This window comes from Xenorhabdus aichiensis (assembly GCF_028598775.1).
GTDB classification, from domain to species: domain Bacteria; phylum Pseudomonadota; class Gammaproteobacteria; order Enterobacterales; family Enterobacteriaceae; genus Xenorhabdus; species Xenorhabdus bovienii.
The window spans coordinates 1-18,535 of sequence record NZ_JAQRFO010000047.1 but is presented as its reverse complement, the minus strand read 5'-3'; the positions used below and the strand labels follow the sequence as shown (position 1 = coordinate 18,535).

Sequence of the window (18,535 nt, the reverse complement as noted above, 5' to 3'; positions counted from 1 at the left end):
AGTGATATTCTATTAATGGATGATTTATTTTAATATTCTATATTGATAATTTATTTAGGTGATTAGATAAAGATGAACTACAGAGAGCTATTTTCAAAAGAGCTAGAGGACGAGAAAACGGGTTACTTTATTTTAGATACAAAGGGAACAGAGTCTCAACATGGAGATGTCGATTTTGTTAGATATTTATGGGATAGAAGTAAATTTAATCATCTAAAAGAAGGAGATTTATTTATATATCGAAGACCTAAAAAATCATCATTAACAAAAAAATTTTACTTTTTCGGTGCTGGAAAAATTGGCACTATGTTGGACTTATTCGATAAAAATGATAACTCTGAAAATAAAGAGAAATCTGTTCAAGCAGAAGTCGTTAAACCTTACCCTTTTCAACACTACTTGTATCCTGAAGACTTAGACGGTTATGAGTGGAAGATTAAAAAGCGAAAACCAGGTACTTGGATGAACTTTTTTAATCAGTATGGGATGAACCGAATCACAAAAGAAGATTTTATTGGAGTGCTTGATTACTCTGATGGATTGTATAGATATGAAAACGAAGAGGATACTGATAATTTTTATGACAATGCCGCTGCAACTGATGCTGTACTTGCTATAGAGAAGGGAAATTTTTTTGTTGAAGATGAAAAGGGAATAGCTAAGAAAAGAGCAAAACAAAGTGTATTTTCAAATCGGGTCAAAGATAATTATCGGAACTGCTGTGCGTTATGTGGAATCAATATCAGGGCCTTATTAATTGCTTCTCACATCATTCCTTGGTCGAAAGATAAACGATATAGATTAGATCCAACTAATGGAATATCACTATGTGTATTACATGACAAGCTATTTGATTTGGGCTACATAACATTCGATGATGATTATAAAATGATATCATCACGGATTATTAATATTGATCCTGTTTTAAGTAATGTAATCAAAAAATTTGAGGGAGTAAAACTTAGAAATCCTGCAATGTCTCCTCCAAATAAAGAGCACTTGAAATACCACAGAACACATATATTCAAAAAGTAAAGGGATAAGAAATACTTAGAAAAATTATATTATCTATCCTTTTTAATAGCGAATATTAATGGCTTTAGCCTGCAGCTAAAGCCATTAATAAACATTAAGGCCAGCGTCGGAACACAATCGAGGTATTAATCCCACCAAAGGCAAAGTTATTGCTTTGGATAAATTCTGTCTGGATCTCACGAGGCTGGTGCATAATGTAATCCAATTCGCCACAGGCGGGATCGATTTCATTGAGATTGATGGTTGGCGCGAACCAGCCTTCATTCATCATCTCAAGGCTCAACCAGTCGTCCCTCAACATGGCGTGTTTCCAGCGTATTGATATCTTGTTGTTCAATGGTTTTGACTGGAACAAAAAAATATGTTCCAGTCAAAACCATCGTCCAGCCAAACACAAACCTGAAAAACGTTTTTAGCGAGGTCAACCCCCACTACTTTGGCGCAGCATACACACTTGGCGACCAAGCGGGCGGTGCAATCGCGAGGAAGCGTTTCAGTTCGCACACGATCGTCTCTATCGACAAGCTACTCAGTGGTGCGCCGTCGCGTCCAAGCCGTGGCATAATGTGTTGCACACCGTCGTAGTGCCAGCGGCAATCTGTCGTTTCGGTTGACTGTAACGCTCGCGCTAAAATCGATAGATCACGACGCGGCCGTGGCGCAGCGGAATGTAATTCCACCCATCCTTCATAGCGCTGGTGAACGACGACGTCGTCCTGCGTGACGAGCGCAATCGTCGATAATGGCGTGCGGTTGTGGAAGGCAATAGACGAAAGTCCGAAGTAACGTTGCGGTACGCGCACATATGGCACATTAGAAGTAGGTAGGCGGAATACCGCAAGATCAATCTCAGGATACTGCTCAACCGTCACGTTCGGACTGTCGAGTAGCGCTTCCGTTTCCATGTGATGCTGCTCGGCGTCACGCCAAAGCGCATCGCGGATCACAGAAGCATCCAGCAAGTCACGCAATGCCGGTAGCAGCGTGCGGAAAAGTGCCGTAATGCGCGCACTTTCGTTTGGTACCGTTCCCGCGGCGTGCAATGCTTGCTCAGTGATCGTATTCAGCGCGAATGCGAGTCGGCGCGCCTTCGTGCTATGGCCACACGCGAAATCACCGAACCGTGCAACGTCGACGAGAAGTTGTCCATGACTCTGCGCGTGCTCAGGCGCGATCAGTGCGTAGACAGATGCGAGCCCGTCTAGATCAAAGTGGTCGGTCGTCACATGCCGCACATCAGGATACTCTGACATGTCAGGCACAAAGCGCAGTACGCTCTCAGTCGACAGATTCGCTTTGTAGCGTGCGGGAGTCCGGTTCGCTGGCCAGTGCGACAGTGTAAGTTGTGTAGCCATATTATGGATCGCGTCGGCTGCTATATTCGGCACGTTGCGCGTTTCTTCGAACGGCAGGAACGCGAGGCGATCGCTGGGCGATAACCGTACTGCTTGGATAGGTGATGACGAGGCCGCAACGGTAACTTTCGGCGTGAGTACGGCAAGGCGAGCACTGTCAGCATCAGACTCACGCAATTCAAGTTCGCCATGACGGCTGAGATCGTAATACAGCACTGCGAGATTTTGGCGTCGTAGGTCGTACGGATTGCCGTTTCGTGTAATGGCTCCTCCCCCCGCAATCAGGTTTTGTAGATCGAAGAATTGATTGTCACGGATCGCGACAACGCGGCTTGCGAGAAGCCGCAGTTCAAACCCATCGAGCCTAGCAGCAACGTCATCATTAACCTGCACGAAGCAATCACCGTCGTGAAGAGGAAGGGAATTTATCATCGAATGTCTCCTATCAACTCGGATGTCATACTGAGATGGAACAGCAAAAATGCGGCTATCGACCAGATGACGATAGCGATGTGTGTAAGTTGCAGGCCTTCTTGGCGTATCCAGTAGCCATACCACAATCCACCCAGTAACAGCACGAATGCGCACGTAGTAAAGCAGGTAATACCCACGTTGAGCCATAATAGCGTGTCCGGGTGTGATGCAGCCGTCGTCAGTAGCAAATAGCCGCCGATCCACATGGCGATAGCGGTAAGTGCCTGCAATACCACAATGACGGCAAGCGCAGCGCTATGCATCACCCGTGATGTTGTTGCACGACGCAGCAACGGAGTGTTCACGGGCGGTTCCTGTTTGAGCAGCGTCATGCTCATCATGCGACCTACTGTGCCCGTCGTCACTGTGAATGACTGCACATTATTGATCATGCCTATTGTCGCCCATCCGGCGATCCCGAACGCATGCAGAGCCTTAAATAGAGCGATTCCGGTTACCGGGTCCATGATGAGTCCTCATTAATTGGTCCTTGTGGGCAGACGTTCGGCGCGTTTATGTGAGGCGTACACGGCGTACGACAAACGTAGCGAGCACCGGAGCAATTGCAAAGACTACGAACAGCCACATAGCGGCACTCTGAGCACCAGCCAAACCGCCTGGGTCAGAGAATCCGGCAAGATTCGCTACGATGCCTGCAAATGCAGAACCAATGGCTGTCGCATACAGTTGCACGGTCGTGATCGACGTCGACGCAAGATCTTCCTGGCCAGCAGGCGCGTTTGTAAACACCTGTGTGAGCAGATGCGGCCAGGCGGCACCAATACCGGCCCCAACCGCTGCGAGCGCCACGCACATCAACGTAAGGCTAGAAACCGGGCCGAGCAGGTGCTGCGATGGCATGATGATGGCGAGCACGATGAGCGCAATCACAACGAGAATTGGGCCACGCCGCACAAGCGCCTGCGCAGTATGTGCGCTGCGCCCGGAGCTGAATAGCGAGCCAACCGTCCAACCCGCTGCCATCAGTGCAGTCGCATAGCCAGCGATTAACGGCTGATAGCCGTGAATGGTTTGCAGGAAATATGGCACGAATATCTCGCTCGTCATACCGATTACAAGCAGGCTCATGCACGCATAAATTGCACCAAGAGACGCGCGTATATCGTAAGCGCCGGTCGGCAGCAGTTTAATTTTCGACTCACGATCAAAGCGTGCAATCAACGCGAAGATCGCGAGGCCAGCTACGACACCACCGATGTTTGCAAAAATATCCTTCGGCAGGCTGGCGACCGATATGATGAGTACCGATACACCGAGCAGCAGAATCTTGCCAATTGCGGCCCGCTCCGTCTGTGCACTAGATTTTTCATAGGCTGGCAACTGGACGAGTACGATCACTGCAAGCACGGCGGCAACAGGCAAAAGAGCGATAAATGCAAGACGCCAAGTGTCTGAGTGCGCAAAGATACCGCCGATTGCAGGGCCGCAGAGCGTTGCGATACCCCACATACCGGATACCATCGCCATCGCGCGGGGCCACAACCGCCCATCGAATACGATACGGATGAGTGCGTAGCTGAGTGCAAACAGGATGCCACCGCCGAAGCCCTGCACAAATCGTCCAACAAGCATCCACAACATGTCCTTCGCACTTGCGCACACGAGCGTTCCCACACAAAACACGATGAGAGCGACAAGATAAGCAGCACGCGGTCCGAAACGGCTTAGCACGTTTTTGGACAATGGTGCGCCAATAATCGACGCAACCATGAACAGCGTGGTGTTCCATGCATAGTACTCAAGCCCACCAATGTCTCGTACAACGGACGGTAGGATTGTCGTCGCGATGTAGATATTGATCGCATGTAGCGCGACTCCCCCTGCAAGCGCGATTGAAAGCAAGCCGTTGCGTCCGGAAAGCAGTTCCCCCCAAGAGGGGGCATTGTTAGAACTCATGGACTACCTCGTCTGTTGATAGGTTGAATAATGGTCATCAGGCCTGCGAAAAATGCTGTGAGATGAGATGCGGGTTACTCTCAAGCATTTCAATTTCCGGAGAATAGATCTCGATTACAAGACCGTCCGGATCTTCAAAGTAGAAAGCTGTACGCACACGATCCGGCCCCGAATGATAGCCAGGAGTTGGGCCGTTGCCCTTTACAATTTTGATACTGCCGTCAGCCCCTACTATTGCTGCGATCGACTTGACACCTTCAGGGTCTGTGCGTACGCCAAAATGGTAGCCGGGTGGGTAGGTAACAGTATCTGTTTGTTCGATAAAGAAATCGAAGCCGTTTAGCTCCATCACAACCTTCTTTGGGCCTAGGTTGTAGCAATAGGAAGCGCCTAAGATCCGATGGTAGAAATCGACAGATTTGTCGAGATCTTGGGCGAGGATGTTGATATGGTTCACACGTAGCTCGCGCGGCCGGCCATCTTCAGGTTTGTCGCGTAAGCGTCGCCACATCTTGATGCAGGCGGTAAACGTAGCGAAACCTGCAAGCCAGTCACGTACGACATCAGCTGACGTACCCACAGATTTCATCTCAAGCGCGAGAGGATAGCAGAACACGCCCTGAGGATTTTCGTGCCATATCGCAGATGCTTCACCGTCGGTATTTTCCGGATCGATACAGACTTGCGCGACAGCAATCCGCCCAACTTCAGCCAGTCGCTTGCTGTTTATCGCAGTCGGCGCACCACGCGAAAGCACAAATATCCCATCCGGCGTTGTATTGTCTGCCTCTGCCATATTCAATCGGTAGCCGGCCGCTGTGCATTGTTCGGATAACGCCTGAGTGACCTGTTCCGCGTCTGTGGGATTAATATCAAGATTGATCAGTTCGAAGACAAGCATAGTTATACCTCACTAGCAGGGCGTTGACCGATGAGAAGTGTGTAGCGGCCAATTGAGTGCTCGCTGATAGACAAGCCATTTCCATGTACAGCGCGAGCTATCCACTGCGTCGGATGTAGCTCGCCGTGATTGGTGTTAACCATCATGTGGAGCGAGAAGTCAGCAGATAGCGCAGGCGTGACACGATTTTCATCCATTGTCATTGTGAGGAGCAAGAGTGCACCACCTGGCTTCACAAGACAGGATGCGTGACGGATCACCGCAAGCGCCTCTGTTTCATTAAAGTAGTGAAGGCAATCATTCAACATAACGACGTCGGCGGCGGCTCTCCCAAAGTTGAGAGAGTCAAGCAGGTTTTTCTCACAAAACTCGAGCCGCCCGCTGAGGCCGTATGCTTCAATCGTTTTCTGCGCTGCGTCGCGGGTCGTTGGTAGATCCCATATCTGGCCTGTTAGCTGTGGATGACGGTGTAACGCCTCCGCGAGGTAAGTGCCGTGTCCACCGGCAAGGTCGATCGACGTATTCGCGTTCGCGAAGACACTAAGGCCGCTCACGACGTCACGCATGGGCTGGCTCAGACGTACCATCGCGTCATTAAACGCGTCGCGAGCGCGCTCATCGCGCATGAAACGGTTTTCCTGTTGGAAATCGAGTGGCTTTTCGCTGCGCAGAATTTCTCCAAGCCGGGGCCAGTTGTCCCACTGAAGATGCTGATGCTCAACAATCGCGCCTATGTAATCGGAACTAGTACTGGTCAAGTATCGCGTAGTCAACTCAGTGTTTAAAAACTCGTTGTCATCCTTTTTTAGAAGCCCGAGAGCAACAAGCGCGTTTAACAGGATTAACACCTTACCTTCGACCATGTCGAAATTTTTGGCAACCTTGGCTGACGTGCAGCTTTCCTGCGTCAAATCAAATAGCTTTTCGGCAACGGCATAGTGCAGGACTGCCGATTGCCGGTATTGATCGGACAATTTAACCAAGTCGACGACTGAAGTCAGTGCAACTTTATCGTTTGTCGACTCATAGATTGTCTCAGTGGTTAGCTCGCTCATTGAAGTCCCTCGTTAAATAATATGGTTTTTGGGAAACCGGTACATTTCACACCACAGTCAGAACGCGGTCGAATCACAATTCTGACTATGCTCAAAGCGACTCCACGAGTCGAAAACCCATCGCGTAGATGTCACGCTGGTAGTGGCCGTGACGACGTGCACAGCGTGCCAGATCACCAAAGCGCGTGAAGCTGCCACCACGTGCGATCCGATAGCTACCCTGAATGCTTGCGAGGTCATCGTTAATGACATCGCCGCCAGGGTAGGGAGAGTAATCGTCGGCGACATATTCCTCGACATTGCCGGCGAGATCGTCGATCCCAAACGTGCTACGACCAAGAGGAAAGATACCGACAGGCGTTGTCGACAAAGGCCCGGCTTCGACTGTGTTGGCTGCGTAAGGATCGAACTCGTTACCCCACGGATACTCGGAACCAGTGCCTCCAGAAGCTGCGTATTCCCATTCTGCTTCTCTAGGCAACCGAAAACGCCGACCTGTAGCCTCGCTCAGCCAATCTGCATACGCTTCTGCTGCTTCCGGAGGGACAGACCAGACGGGATGATTTGCCCGTTCGACTGGATAGACACCGAAGAACCAAGATGTCGGAAACCATGGCGCTCTCGTCTGCTCAAGAAAGAGCCGATATTCGAGATTTGTGACTGGATAACGCATAATCCGGAATGACTTGATTTCCACGTTGTAGCATGGGCATTCCTTAGCTATCCATTCCTCGATTACGCCGACACGCTGCCATTCGGCAACGACCTGTGGAACCTGCTCCGGTGCAGTGCCGAGCCAAACGCTTGCGCCGGGTACGTCACACATTTCTGGATCAAGCGGACGGATACGTGGATCGCCCGAAAAGCTGAGCAATGTACCCGCTGCGTAACGGCGTTCGAATGGTGTGGACGGATTCTGCGCGATTGCGATCCACTCTGCCGGCTCAAGTTGCAGTAGATCGAGATGCATTGAAAACACCGTCGTGGGCATGCGCGCAACAAATAGATTTTCGGGCAGCGCCATCGCTTCACGGTCACTGAGATGGTTAGGGTTGTCGGCGAGCATAGGTTTCATGGGTATGGCCTCGCCTCAGTAAGAACAAGATTTTCTAACCGTCAGAACCAAATAGTTCAGTCCGGCTGTTGGGCGCGGTACTCGGTGCACACTGACAACAGTGAAATGCGTAACACGCAACAGCTCGGTAAGCTCAGAATCTGTGAACTCGCGATAAAGCCGTCGCATTTTATTTGCGTACAGCCGACCCGGCTCTTTCGACTCAAACACTGATATTGTGAAGAGCCCGGCTGGGCGTAAAAGCTCGTGGATGCGCCTGAGATACACAACGTATGCGTCTGGATGTTGATGATGTAGGCAGCCATTGTCGAGCACACCATCAAAAAGGTTCTCACCGTCGAGCTCAGTCACTGACGTTATACGGAATTGCACTTGGTTGCCCCAGTTCCGTACTAGTTGTGCCCACTCGGGAAGTTCGACCAGATCAACCGCAGTGACCCGATGACCTTGTGCGAGTAAGAACCCAGTATCACGTCCACGACCTGCGCCAGCGTCCAGAACATCGGAAGAGCGACCGAGATGAGTGTGCAAGATCGCACTTGCCTGCTGCATTGCGGCCTCTTCGGTCCAGACGTCGCGCCCTTTGTTATAACTCGACACAAAATCCGAGCGTAACACCTCTTCATAATCACGTGGTGCCGTGCTTGGAACGTCAACAGGAACGATTGTCCGCTGAGCATCAATGTAATGTGGTTTGGTGTCACTGCTCATATGTGCTCCAGCGGGATGTGATAGACATTGCCGTCATATGAACTCGCAAGAAACACATGTGTGATCGGATCGTAGCTGAGGGACGACACACCCGCAGTCGTCACCCACACATTGATCACCCAGAGATTATCGATACGGTCGTAAATAGCAACACGGCCGTTATAGCTGCCAGTCGCGATATAGCGACCGTTAACTCCCGCAGCAACACATTTGAGCGAGTGTGTGTGGGGAGTCGCGATGACATCCGCCCGGTGATTTGGTGACCATATCCGCAATTTCAGATCGCGGCTCACCGACGCAAAATAGCCATCACCGAGGCCTATACAGCCATTCGCGATCTTCTCGTGTGCGCGCTTAAGCGTGTACACCTGCTCAAGTGTCGACACGCGATACCAAGCCGCTGATGCGTCTGCCGCAATGGAAAAAAGCAGATCACCAGAGATAGCGACGCCCTTAACGGCGTTATCATGCAGTGGCAGGTCAGCGACGTGCGTTACCTGAGAACCATCGATACGCAGCACAATACCTTCGCCCGTGTACGCACCGATCACCGCATGATCGATGCCATTGCGCTTGAATGACACACTGCAGTTTAGTGGGGAGCGATGCTGGTACAATTCGTGACCAGTACGCGCATCAAACACTTTGCCGAGCTGCCCCCCTGTCAGGATCACGTCACCTACGGGCGTGAGAAAGTTACACAGACTGCCCGTGCGTACGTGCTCACGCTGGTCGATCCACACGATGCCTGCATCACCAATCGTCCATTGTTGGCCGTCGACTGACGCGGCTGCATTGACGACGTGTGTCGGCGCTAGCTCAGCCAAATCCCACTCATCGGTCTTCCAGTTGTACAGACGATAGCTTGCTTGGAAAGTCGCGAACACAATGTGATCGTCACCTTCGAAGGAGCATGAACGCGGCCATACCTCAGGCGGCAGTGACGCGCTCAAGAGCTCTTCCAACTGTCCAAATGGCCCCACTTTCCACAGCCGCATTGTGCGGTCGTATGACAGTGACACTAGAAGGCCCCTGTTGTGGTCGAGCACGAGACGTTTAACACCCGCATCATGCGCTCTGAACGTCACCTGCGAGCCGTCAGTACCGATTGAAATTATTTCTCCTTCGTCGTTGCCAGCGAAGATACGCCCGTCTGCTGCGATAGCGATAGTGTCGGTCTCGATGCCACCGAGATCGATGTCAGCGACGAGGCAGTTTTTCTCAAGTGACCAACGCTTGATCGTACCATCGTCGCTTGATGAGACAAGTTCGTCGGCATTATGCATCCATTCAACCGAGATTACGTCAGCGGAATGGCCTTTGAATGTGTGCAGCAGCTTGCCACTGAAATCGTACACCCGGACGTGATGGTCGCGTGAAGCGGTTGCGACCAGTGGCTTATCCGGATGAAATACGCTCATTTCTACATCGTCCTCATGATCGGCGAACACGGCGACCAACCGCAGGTCGGGTACAGTCCAGAGCCGAGCACTATAATCTGATGATGACGTAACGGCGTAAGCACCATCGGGTGAGAACACGCCCTGATTCGCGAGGTGATCATGCATCGCACGGGCGAGCGGACGTTGGGTCTTAGCATCCCACAGAATGATCTGGTTATCGTAGCCAGCGGTTAAGACGTACTGATCGCGGTACGCGGCAATCCCGCTGATCGGTGCATGATGAGTGATCATTGGAGTTCCTCGCAGAGGTTTATGGTGTGATGGTGTTTGCCGATCTTCGTGCGCCAATAGCGATGATTCGTACTATTGAGGAACACTCCGGTTTGTCGCACATGCCTAATCCGAATCCCGCTTCTCTTACTCAGCCTGTGGTCAGTTTATGAATCTATCATTCCAGCAATAAATGGATCAATGGCATAAGTAGACTAATTATGTTATCTATGTCGCAAATGTTGATATTTGAAGCTTTTACTTTATGAAGACGATTAATCGTACCTCTCATGCTCTTAGCGAAATGGCGGATTTCGCCAAGACACTTGGACACTCACATCGATTGACCTTGGTTGAGGCAATCTTTCGGCACGAAAGCTCGGTAGAGCATTTGGCGGAGATATCCGGTCTCTCCATCACCAATACTTCACAACATTTGCAGCAATTGCGACGTGCAGGATTCGTCCAAACCCGTCGCGAAGGCAAGCATGTCCTGTATCGGATTGGTGACGGCCCAGTTGCGAATATACTGGCCGCGTTACGAGACTATCTTGCTTATCAGCAAACTGAGATTCAGCGTGTCGTCTCCGACAGCATTCATCATCCAGAGCACTTAGAAGGTGTCTCTATTGAAGAACTGCTCCGCAGGCAGGAGGAAGGAGTACTACTACTGGACGTGCGCTCGGAAGAGGATTACGCCGCAGGACACATTCCGGGAGCCATCAACATTCCAACAGAAGCGCTCGTACACCATCTTGAAGAACTGCCTCGCAATCAGGATATCCTCGCTTATTGCGGTGGGCGATATTGCGTGCTCTCTATTCAGGCGGTCTCATTACTGCGATCCAAAGGATTCAAAGCCCTACGCCTTGGGGATGGATTCCCAGGATGGCGAGCAGCAGGTTTGCGTGTGGAGGTTTCTCCAATAGGTTGAAGAAGCTCCAGTGAAGGATTCACGGCACCATGCTCGCTATCGCTGTACTGATGATGAGGGTAATCCTTTAATTCAGCGTAAATATCGGGTTTGCCGGACGCTTACGATCGAAAAGCGCTGCCCGCTACTAGCGCGGGCGACCTGGTTCGGGGTGATTACTGGAAGGTCGGCTCGGCGCAAACCGCTGACGTGGCACGAAGTGTACGCAGCCCCAAAAGCACGATAACCACCATGACCAACCCCGCGGCAATGGCTACACCGAACCCTGCCCGCGCGCCATAGATGTCGATGACCATGCCCGCAAGTACGCTACCGAGCGCTACGCCGATGCTGATGCCAGTCGTCATCCACGTGAGTCCTTCGGTGATCCTGGACGGTGGAACAATGATCGTACCAAGATTCATGACGACGATCATCGTTGGTGCAAATGACACTCCTGCCATAAAGAGCATCCCAGAAAGGATGTAGACATCCGGTGAGAAAATAGGCAATACAGCGGTGACTGAAGTTACCAGTACCCCAATGAAGAACTGCTTTTCAATCGGTAAGGAAATCCTTAATGCGCCGAACGTCAGGCCCGCGATCATTGAGCCGAGCGCATAGGCTGCCAGGATGAAACTGGCAGACGCTAGCCAGCCTTGTGCGTTGGCGAAGGCAACCACAGCCACATCGATTGATCCGCCAATCACACCCATCGCCAGGAGCGCCAGAACGATGGTACGAACGCCGGGGATAAGTAAGGTCGAGCTTGCGTTCCTCCTGATACCTACGACGACCTTCGGTTCGGTCTCCCGCTGCAGAAGAAATACTGTCACGCCGATGGCTAGCAGCAACACGGCAACAAGAGGTCCGGCTTCGGCGAAAAAACTGGTGCTCAGGCCAATGGCGAGTGGTGGGCCGATTATAAAAGCGAGTTCAGTTAGAACAGTGTCCAGGGAAAAGGCCGTGTGTAATTGCGGCTTGCCACGGAAAAGCTGCGTCCAGCGCGCTCTTATCATAGCGGGCATGCTTGGCATCGTGCCCACCAATGCCGCAAGAATAAAAAGCAGTAGAGTCGGAGCACTCATATAGACAGCAATTATCAACGCCAGCAGCATACCAAGGCTGAAGGCGGTCATAAAGGGCAGAACTCGACTCTGGCCCCGCTGATCAACGAGTTTCGATACCTGCGGGCCGATAAGCGCATTCGTCAGGGCAAATGTGCCGGCGATTGAGCCAGCCAGCCAATAAAGACCCGTCTGTTGCACCAACATGGTAATGATGCCGATGCCGATCATTGCCTGTGGCAGGCGGACAATGGAACTCGCGATCACTAACCCCATGACGCCGGGGGTTGTGAGAAGTTCGCGGTAGGGATTAGCCATGGTTTCTCCAGTTTATAATTCGACGCTGATGAGTATCCCGCTGAACGGGATGCAAACTTTTGGGATGGTTTACCGGCGACTGAATGGTGCATTTAATTGAGCAAGCAAATGAGGTAGTTACAGCATTTGTAATAACCCCACTTGCATGTAGATGAGCATAACGCTCAATCATCGCCTCTTACAAAAACGCTCTATTATATAGATGAGGCACATCAGTCGAATCATCTCACCAGTGCACACATAACCAACCCTACCAATGCCTGTCCCAGATAGCTCGCAGCTAAAAATGCGGGTATATTTCTGCCCATGAAAAACAAGATTCATGGCCAAGCAAACCAGAATGTTTCTTTTCTGCAGTAGAGATAAACAATGATCTTTGAGAATACTCAGCAAGAGGACTTCTATCCGATTTCATCTACGGGCCCTACCAACACCAAGAGCCTACCCCCTGACACATCGAAGTCAATGATGTTATTTCATTAATACGATGCCGTCACATTCTATCTATGGCGCCTGAGTGTACCCTTAAGCGACGTACATTTCGTGCTCTAGTAAATTAACTAATAATCACTATAAAAAACTATATGTCAAGGAAACAGGTTCTTTCGCCGACAGAGAGATAATCATTGCTGGCTTTACGGGCGTTTCCTCAGAGGGCGGCTATACCGTTATCCCTGAGCTGAATAAGCAGATCATGCAGCAACTGGCGGATGAGTCGGTGATGTGTCAAATCTGTACTATCAAAACCACTCGCAGCAACGAATATAAGCAGTTGGTTTCGGTCGGTGGCGCGGCAGTGGCACATGGGGAAGAAGGTAAGGCACGCAGTAAGACAGCAACCCCGAAGATGGAAGAAGTCAGCATCAAGCTGTTCCCCATTTACGCTTACCCCAAGAGGGCAGTTGGATTAGGCAGACTGACCAGACCATTAATGAATCGTCCATGCATCGCGAAGTACGGGCAGACACGGAGACGCGCACTCTCGTTGCACGGGAAACCACGGTACAGGCCACGGATAAAGCGACGGTGTTGGGAACGTCTACGCTATTGGCAGGCGCTATTCAGCAGATGACAGACGGTGACTACAGTCTGGCCTCATTGAACATTTCTTGCCAGTGTGGGGAAAGAAGCGAATATTGAAGTCGGCCAAAAGCTGATAGAGAAAATTGGCCTGCTTAAGCAGAGCATCGCCGGAGCCAAGCAAGAGATTATTGCGCCTGTGGTTTGGTTGGGCAGCTAGCAAATCAACGTCATGGCATTGATGTTAGAGACGCTGGATGTGGTTAAGGAACTGGCCGAGCTGACCGCCGCGCATACCCATCACAACACAGGCACACCGGAGAACGCCAGCGCAATAAGGAACACGGCTGATAAATCGGATGGACTAAAACAGAAGTATTCGCCTGTGATTGGCTAATTTTGGAGTTAGGGCAGTTTCCTGCCCTAATATATTAAGGATGAGCAATTTCTTTTCTGGCTAACTCAGCGAGAAAAGCAGAACGGTTTTTATAGTGACCGTTTTCCTCAATGTAGCGATCTATCGCGGTTAATAAATTGCCGGGCATGGTCAAGTTGAATTTGACTGCCTTTGATTCATATTTCGCGGGATCTAATTCAATGAGTGCAATAACTCCGCCATCCTCAGACAAGCGAGGAATCCCGAAGAACTTAAATTATCGTGGCACGGTACTAACCACGGTTTAAATAATGAAGCCGCTGCCCGTAATGATGGTTTCATGCCCATTGATGAAATAGGACAAAGTTCGAATCCGAAGGAAGTCGCAAACAGTGCCTACAGCCTGTTCAACGGTGTCGGTAAGATTCAGGGAAAACGGGAAGGCGGGAACCGCGCTGTGATCCGCTGGAAAATTGCTGCCCTTTCAACAGGTGAAGAAGATTTAGAAACGTTCCTGATCAAAGGCGGGATCACGCCAAAAGCCGGGCAACTCGTCAGGTTGCTCAGTGTGCCCTTTATTGATACTGAGTTTTTCAATGGTCATGAAGATGGTGATTCTCATGCAAGAACCATTAAACGGGAATCTAAACGCTATTGTGGTACAGCAGGGCGTGAATGGATTCGGTGGTTGTCTGAGTATCAGGAGCAGGCAATCGAAGTGACCGCCCATAAAGAAAAAGAGTGGCTTGATGGCCTGCCAGAAGAAGCCTTAGCCCAAGTCAAGCGCGTTGCTGTTCGTTTCGCGTTACTGGATGCCGCCGGAGAGCTGGCAACCCATATCACCGGCTGGAGTAAAGAATCATGTCATACTGCGATAAAACAAAGTTTCGAGGACTGGTTAGCCGATTTTGGCATTGGAAACCGGGAAAAATATCAGGTTATCACCCGAACTCGTGACTTTATCCAGAAGTACGGGCTTTCACGCTTCCAGCCTTACACCTACGGCAGACCGAACGGCGATATTGATACCTCACACGCCATGAGAATCAGCGATCTTGCCGGGTATCTGGTGCATAACCGCCGTAATGACGGACAGGCAGAATATCACATTATTCCCAGTGTATTTGAAGCGGAGATATTGCAGGGATTACAGAAGAAATCCGGCTTTGAAGCGTTAGAAGAGGCCGGAATGTTGGTTAAAGCGGAGAAAGACCGCTTTATCAGTAAAACTATTTCAGTGAATGGCACTCAGGGGTGTTTTGTAGTACTGGTTTTCAAGGATGAAGATTAGCAATCGCGTAAAGTTAAAAAACGTTGGGATAACGGGATATTGGGATAAGAAAGATTTATTTTAAAATATATCAGTTAGTTATGAATATTATATTTATCCCGTATTATCCCGCTCCATCCCGTAATATGTCGTGATTATAAAAAATGGTATTGTGGCAGCAGAGGTTATCCCGAAAAAAACTTATCTCTGGTAGGTTATAATATATTGAAGTTAAAGTAATTTAAAATGATGGTGTTATATTACGGGATAAACTGGGATAATGTGGGATAGGTCAACTATTTGAAAAATATAATAAATATGTCATTTACCCCGTTATCCCGTGAAAATTGGTGTAGTTATATAAAGTTAATCGATAGTAACCGTTATGTTTTTCAGATCTCTGTATTACCGGGTTAATGTATTAGCCCGGTAATACGGAGAAGACAAGCGAAGCGCGTCAGTGTCAGTCTGAATAATTCTTTACCCACGGTTTGGCAATCGCTAACGTGATTAAATATCGTTCTTCGTCAGGATGTTTGTCATCTTTGAAACGCCCCAAATTCAGCTTGACCTGGTACCGATCCTCAGCTTGCCAGTAGGTTTTTCCAGGGCCTTTCATATTACTCAGAGTGTCATGCCATTCGGGGGTATTCGCCAAGGCTGGAAATTCGCTAGCTCGGGTCAATACCCATCCTGCTTTGCGCCACTGATCTTGTAAATCCAGCACAATTTTGATCGCATCGTCATAGAGTAACGGCTCGATTTGTGGAGACATTCGTACGGTCTCGATGATTCCTCTATTGTAGGAAACAGTGAAAAATTTGGCAGGTGGGGTAATAAACCCATATTTCGGATCGGTAAAGCGTAAGCGTGCATCCGTTTTTGGGATTCTGAACCCGATGCTATTATCATATGGTGGGCTAATTTTAGCACTGGAGCGTTGCCGCATCGCCTCGTAAGGTTCGCCAATCACCAAGGCTATCTCGGCGGGTTCACGGGAATTAAAGGAATGGTAAAGATAGACGCCTGTCAGACTTAGAACAATTAATAAAGTTAAGGTTAAACCACTCCGTCGTTGGCCTATTTGTTGTAACAGACTCATTTTATATCTCATCCTGAAGTAATATCCTGAATTGTGGGTGTGAGAAGCTAATATTCTCACACCTACCTGAGATTACGTTATGGCTTTACCCACGGCTCGGCAATCTGCAATGTAATCAAATATCGTTCTTCGCTAGGATGCGGATCATCTTTGAAACGCGCCATATTCAGCATAGCCTGATATAGATCGCCTGCTTGCCAAAAGGTCATTCCAGTGCCTTTCATACGGCGAAGGCTATCATGCAATTCTGGTGTATTTACTAAAGGTTGGTATTCCCTAGTCAGCACCCACCCCGTTTTACGCCACTGATCTTGTAAATCTAGCACAACCTTGATCGCATCGTCATAGAGTAGTGGTCCGATTTGTGGGGACATACGCACGTTCTCGATGATTCCTTTATTATAGGAAACAGTAAAAAATCGTGCAGGGGGGGTAATAAATCCGTATTTCGGATCGGTAAAGCGTAAGCGTGCATCCGTTTTTGGGATTCTGAACCCGATGCTATTATCATATGGTGGGCTAATTTTAGCACTGGAGCGCTGCCGCATAGCCTCATAAGGTTCGCCAATCACCAAGGCTATCTCGGCGGGTTCACGGGAATTAAAGGCATGGTAGAGATAGACGCCTGTCAGACTTAGAACAATTAATAAAGCGAAGGCTAAACCACTGCGTCGTTGGCCTATTCGTTGTAACAAACCCATTTTATATCTCGTCCTTAAGCAATAGCCTGAAAGAGGTGTGAGAAGATAATATTCTCATACACCGTTGAGCTTGCGTTATTGATTTACTCACGGCGTAGCAATCGCCAGTGTGATCAGATATCGCTCTTCATCAGGATGTCGATCATCTTTGAAACGTGCCATATTCAGCATGATTTGATACTTGTCACCTGCTTGCCAAAAAGTCATTCCAGTCCCTTTCATTTTACGAAGGCTGTTATGCAGTTCTGGTGTATTAACCAAGAGATGGTATCCTTTAGTAAGTTCCCAGCCCCCTTTGCGCCACTGATCTTGTAAATCTAACACAACCCTAATCGCATGATCGTAAAGTAAAGGCTCTATTTGTGGAGACATACGTACACCATCGATTATTCCATCATCAAACATAACAGTAAAAAATCGGGCAGGTGGCGTAACAAATCCATATTTGGGATCGATAAAGCGTAAACGTGCATCTGTTTTTGGGGTGTTATACCAAGCGTGGCCTGGAAGGTGTGGAGCAATATCGGCACTGGATCGCTGCCACATTGCCTCGTAGGGTTCACCAATCACCAGCGCTATCTCTGGTTTATCGGAAAAGGAATGGTAAAGATAAACGCTAGCCAGACCAAGAACGATTAATAATGCGAAGATTAATCCAGAACGTCGCCGACCTATGCGTTGTAAAAGACTCATTTTATACCTCGTCCTGAAGCAATATCCTGAATAGTGGGTGTGAAAGATAACATTCTCACACCCACTTTGGTTTGTGCTATCCCCTGCTTACCACGGTTTATAAATTACCATTGTGATCAAATAGCGTTCGTCATTGGGATGCTTGTCGTCCTTGAAAAATGCTAAACTCAGCATAATCTGATACTGATCAGCAGCTTGCCAATAGGTCGTTCCTGCACCACCTTTCATACGACGAAGATTTTCATGCAGTTCTGGTGTATTTACTAAGGGTTTATACCCTTTAGCCATCACCCAACCCGTTTTACGCCACTGATCTTGTAAATCTAAGACCATCTTGATTGCATCATCGTAGGGTAATGGCTCGATTTGTGGAGACATGCGCACACTCGTGATAATGTCATTCGCATATAGAACAGTAAAAAATCGGGCTGGAGGGGTAACAAATCCATATTTTGGATCGATAAAGCGTAAACGGGCATCTGTTTTGGGAATATTATGCCAAATTTTACCCGGAAGATGCGGATCAATATCGGCACTGGAGCGCTGCCGCATATCCTCGTAAGGTTCACCGATCACCAGCGCTATCTCGGGTTTATCGGAATAAAAAGAATGGTAAAGATAAGCGCTAGCCAGGCCGAAAACGATTAATAATATGAAGATTAAACCACCGCGCTGCCGACTTATTTGTTGTAATAAACTCATTCTACACCTCGCCCTGCCGCAATATTTTGTAGAGATTCTTCGAGTAAACTTCGGTTGCTATCATGCAGCATCTCATCAAACCGTTCTGCTGCCTTGTACACGAAAGGCATACGTTGTTTTATATCGGAGAGATCGGCCAGCGCCTCATCACTAAATTCGATAGTACGGCCATCATCA

16 protein-coding genes and 5 pseudogenes are annotated in these 18,535 nt (G+C 49.2%); 5 read left to right on the top strand and 16 right to left on the bottom strand.

Annotated features, from left to right (window positions below):
* The first annotated feature begins 72 nt into the window (after positions 1 to 72).
* On the top strand, positions 73 to 1,035 hold the full coding sequence (locus PSI22_RS17145; protein ID WP_273580792.1) for an HNH endonuclease: 963 nt from the start codon (positions 73 to 75) through the stop codon (positions 1,033 to 1,035).
* Between the two features lie 94 nt (positions 1,036 to 1,129).
* Here PSI22_RS17145 and PSI22_RS17140 read toward each other — a convergent pair.
* From PSI22_RS17140 to PSI22_RS17100, 9 genes and pseudogenes are all read right to left on the bottom strand, one after another.
* A pseudogene (locus PSI22_RS17140) lies at positions 1,130 to 1,321 on the bottom strand (beta-ketoacyl-ACP synthase); the annotation flags it as partial.
* 145 nt (positions 1,322 to 1,466) lie between these two features.
* Entirely contained in the window at positions 1,467 to 2,822 is a 1,356-nt protein-coding gene (locus tag PSI22_RS17135; protein WP_273580791.1) for a DUF6687 family protein, read from the bottom strand.
* Positions 2,819 to 3,331 carry a DUF2165 family protein gene (locus PSI22_RS17130; RefSeq protein ID WP_273580790.1) on the bottom strand — a complete coding sequence of 171 codons (513 nt, stop codon included), beginning with the start codon at positions 3,329 to 3,331 and terminating at the stop codon, positions 2,819 to 2,821. The genes PSI22_RS17135 and PSI22_RS17130 overlap by 4 nt, the downstream gene beginning before the upstream one ends.
* A gap of 46 nt (positions 3,332 to 3,377) precedes the next feature.
* Positions 3,378 to 4,781 carry an MFS transporter gene (locus tag PSI22_RS17125; RefSeq protein WP_273580789.1) on the bottom strand — a complete coding sequence of 468 codons (1,404 nt, stop codon included), beginning with the start codon at positions 4,779 to 4,781 and terminating at the stop codon, positions 3,378 to 3,380.
* 37 nt (positions 4,782 to 4,818) lie between these two features.
* Positions 4,819 to 5,682, bottom strand: a complete 864-nt coding sequence (locus tag PSI22_RS17120; RefSeq protein ID WP_273580788.1) for a VOC family protein — start codon at positions 5,680 to 5,682, stop codon at positions 4,819 to 4,821.
* 2 nt (positions 5,683 to 5,684) lie between these two features.
* Positions 5,685 to 6,737: a methyltransferase gene (locus tag PSI22_RS17115; RefSeq protein ID WP_273580787.1), complete on the bottom strand. Its 1,053-nt coding sequence runs from the start codon at positions 6,735 to 6,737 to the stop codon at positions 5,685 to 5,687.
* Positions 6,738 to 6,828: 91 nt separating this feature from the next.
* Positions 6,829 to 7,812 (bottom strand): formylglycine-generating enzyme family protein, encoded by a 984-nt coding sequence (locus PSI22_RS17110; RefSeq protein ID WP_273580786.1) that lies wholly within the window; start codon positions 7,810 to 7,812, stop codon positions 6,829 to 6,831.
* Between the two features lie 15 nt (positions 7,813 to 7,827).
* Positions 7,828 to 8,523: a class I SAM-dependent methyltransferase gene (locus tag PSI22_RS17105; protein ID WP_273580785.1), complete on the bottom strand. Its 696-nt coding sequence runs from the start codon at positions 8,521 to 8,523 to the stop codon at positions 7,828 to 7,830.
* A complete protein-coding gene (locus tag PSI22_RS17100; protein ID WP_273580784.1) occupies positions 8,520 to 10,217 on the bottom strand; it encodes a WD40 repeat domain-containing protein in 1,698 nt (565 codons plus the stop codon). Before PSI22_RS17100 ends, PSI22_RS17105 begins: the two co-directional genes overlap by 4 nt.
* A 244-nt stretch (positions 10,218 to 10,461) precedes the next feature.
* On the opposite strand from PSI22_RS17100, the gene PSI22_RS17095 reads away from it, so the two are divergent.
* Positions 10,462 to 11,130 (top strand): ArsR/SmtB family transcription factor, encoded by a 669-nt coding sequence (locus PSI22_RS17095; RefSeq protein ID WP_273580783.1) that lies wholly within the window; start codon positions 10,462 to 10,464, stop codon positions 11,128 to 11,130.
* 155 nt (positions 11,131 to 11,285) lie between these two features.
* Here the strand turns inward: PSI22_RS17095 and PSI22_RS17090 are convergent, their stop codons facing one another.
* Positions 11,286 to 12,494, bottom strand: a complete 1,209-nt coding sequence (locus tag PSI22_RS17090; RefSeq protein ID WP_273580782.1) for an MFS transporter — start codon at positions 12,492 to 12,494, stop codon at positions 11,286 to 11,288.
* Between the two features lie 637 nt (positions 12,495 to 13,131).
* On the opposite strand from PSI22_RS17090, the pseudogene PSI22_RS17085 reads away from it, so the two are divergent.
* Positions 13,132 to 13,389, top strand: a pseudogene (locus PSI22_RS17085) (phage major capsid protein); the annotation flags it as partial.
* Positions 13,377 to 13,911, top strand: a pseudogene (locus PSI22_RS21415) (hypothetical protein); the annotation flags it as partial. The pseudogenes PSI22_RS17085 and PSI22_RS21415, both read left to right, overlap by 13 nt.
* A 34-nt stretch (positions 13,912 to 13,945) precedes the next feature.
* Here the strand turns inward: PSI22_RS21415 and PSI22_RS17070 are convergent.
* Positions 13,946 to 14,164: pseudogene (locus PSI22_RS17070) on the bottom strand (type II toxin-antitoxin system HicB family antitoxin); the annotation flags it as partial.
* Between PSI22_RS17070 and PSI22_RS17065 the strand changes: the two are divergent.
* Positions 14,132 to 15,181: a DUF927 domain-containing protein gene (locus PSI22_RS17065; RefSeq protein WP_273580808.1), complete on the top strand. Its 1,050-nt coding sequence runs from the start codon at positions 14,132 to 14,134 to the stop codon at positions 15,179 to 15,181. The pseudogene PSI22_RS17070 and the gene PSI22_RS17065 sit on opposite strands and share 33 nt — an antisense overlap.
* Positions 15,182 to 15,623: 442 nt before the next feature.
* Here PSI22_RS17065 and PSI22_RS17060 read toward each other — a convergent pair whose 3' ends face one another.
* The 5 genes and pseudogenes from PSI22_RS17060 to PSI22_RS17040 form a co-directional block, all read right to left on the bottom strand.
* Positions 15,624 to 16,262, bottom strand: coding sequence for a hypothetical protein (locus PSI22_RS17060; RefSeq protein WP_273580779.1), 639 nt, complete (start codon positions 16,260 to 16,262; stop codon positions 15,624 to 15,626).
* A gap of 77 nt (positions 16,263 to 16,339) precedes the next feature.
* On the bottom strand, positions 16,340 to 16,963 hold the full coding sequence (locus tag PSI22_RS17055; RefSeq protein WP_273580778.1) for a hypothetical protein: 624 nt from the start codon (positions 16,961 to 16,963) through the stop codon (positions 16,340 to 16,342).
* An 87-nt stretch (positions 16,964 to 17,050) separates the two neighbouring features.
* Positions 17,051 to 17,656 carry a hypothetical protein gene (locus tag PSI22_RS17050; RefSeq protein ID WP_273580777.1) on the bottom strand — a complete coding sequence of 202 codons (606 nt, stop codon included), beginning with the start codon at positions 17,654 to 17,656 and terminating at the stop codon, positions 17,051 to 17,053.
* A gap of 87 nt (positions 17,657 to 17,743) precedes the next feature.
* The gene (locus PSI22_RS17045) at positions 17,744 to 18,358 is read right to left on the bottom strand and encodes a hypothetical protein (protein ID WP_012989068.1); all 615 of its coding nucleotides are present in this window, start codon (positions 18,356 to 18,358) and stop codon (positions 17,744 to 17,746) included.
* Positions 18,355 to 18,535, bottom strand: a pseudogene (locus PSI22_RS17040) (DUF2515 family protein); the annotation flags it as partial. The gene PSI22_RS17045 and the pseudogene PSI22_RS17040, both read right to left, overlap by 4 nt.